This is a genomic window from Streptomyces tricolor (assembly GCF_002155905.1).
In the GTDB taxonomy this organism is placed as follows: Bacteria; Actinomycetota; Actinomycetes; order Streptomycetales; family Streptomycetaceae; genus Streptomyces; species Streptomyces tricolor.
In genome coordinates, this window is the sequence record NZ_MUMF01000880.1 from 1 (window position 1) to 1158 (window position 1158).

Sequence of the window (1158 nt, forward strand, 5' to 3'; positions counted from 1 at the left end):
CGGCGAAGCCGGCCGCGAGCGCCAGCACCGCCGCGTGGGCGCGCAGCAGTCCCGCCGCGCGCAGCACCCCGGTCACCGGGCGGCCGCCCGGACCGCGCAGCCACCACCACAGCGGAGGCAGCGCGGCGACCGCGAGCAGCGACCACGCCGGACCGTCCGCGGCCAGGGTCAGCGCCAGCAGCAGCACCGCCACGCCCGAGGCGACCAGCAACGCGTCCGCGACCGACCGCCGGTCGGGCGGGCGCAGGCCGCCGTCGCGGGGCAGCGCCCGCCAGGCCAACGCCAGTGCCAGCGCGCAGACAGGCAGCTTGACCAGGAAGACGGCCCGCCAGCCCAGGTGGTCCAGCAGCAGCCCGCCCACGGCCGGCCCGGTCACCGCGCCCAGCGGCCCCAGGGTCGCGGGCACGCTCATCGCCCGCCCGCGCATTCCGGGCCGTACCGAGCCGAGGGCCAGCACGGGCATCAGCACGAAGAGCACCGCCCCGCACGCGCCCTGCGCGAGACGCGCGGCGATCAGCCAGGGCGCCCAGGGCGCGGCGGCGGCCAGGGCGCTGCTCAGGCCGAAACCGGCGGTCGCCGCCAGCACGGCGGCGCGCGTCCCGGTGCCGTCCAGCCACCGCCCGGCGGGCAGCAGCAGGGCGACGACCGGGAGTTGGTAGCCCAGTACGGCCCACTGGGCGGTCGCGGCGGAGACGTGCAGGCCGTCGGCGATGTCCGCGAGGGCCACGTTGACGATGTTCATGTCGAGCATGGCCACGAACGACAGCAGGCCGGCCACGGCCACCGGCAGCCAGCGGTCGCCGCCGGGGCGGTCCGGGCCGGGTCCGGGGTGTGTCATCCCTGCCCCCTCCCCCCGGCGGACGGGCCGTCGGCCGGCGCCCGGTGGTCGACGGCGATCAGCGGGTCGCCGGTGAGGGGGTGCTCGACCACGCCCGCCCTGCTGGCCGAGGTGTTCGGGGTACGGGCGGCCCGGAGGTCGACGGCGATCAGCGGGTCGCCGGTGAGGGGGTGCTCGACCACGGCCGCCCGTACCCCGAACACCTCGGCCAGCAGGGCGGGCGTGAGGACCTCGCGGGGCGGCCCGCAGGCGACCACGGTACCGGCGTGCAGGACGTGCAGCCGGTCGCAGACGGAGGCGGCGGCGTTGATGTCGTGCAG

At 78.3% G+C, this 1158-nt stretch carries 1 protein-coding gene and 1 pseudogene; both read right to left on the reverse strand.

Going from position 1 to position 1158, the window contains the following annotated elements; translation table 11 throughout:
- The coding region (locus tag CCN44_RS41070; RefSeq protein ID WP_143650439.1) for an MFS transporter at positions 1-838 on the reverse strand (838 nt) is incomplete at its 3' end.
- A pseudogene (locus tag CCN44_RS47055) lies at positions 835-1158 on the reverse strand (hypothetical protein); the annotation flags it as partial. The gene CCN44_RS41070 and the pseudogene CCN44_RS47055, both read right to left, overlap by 4 nt.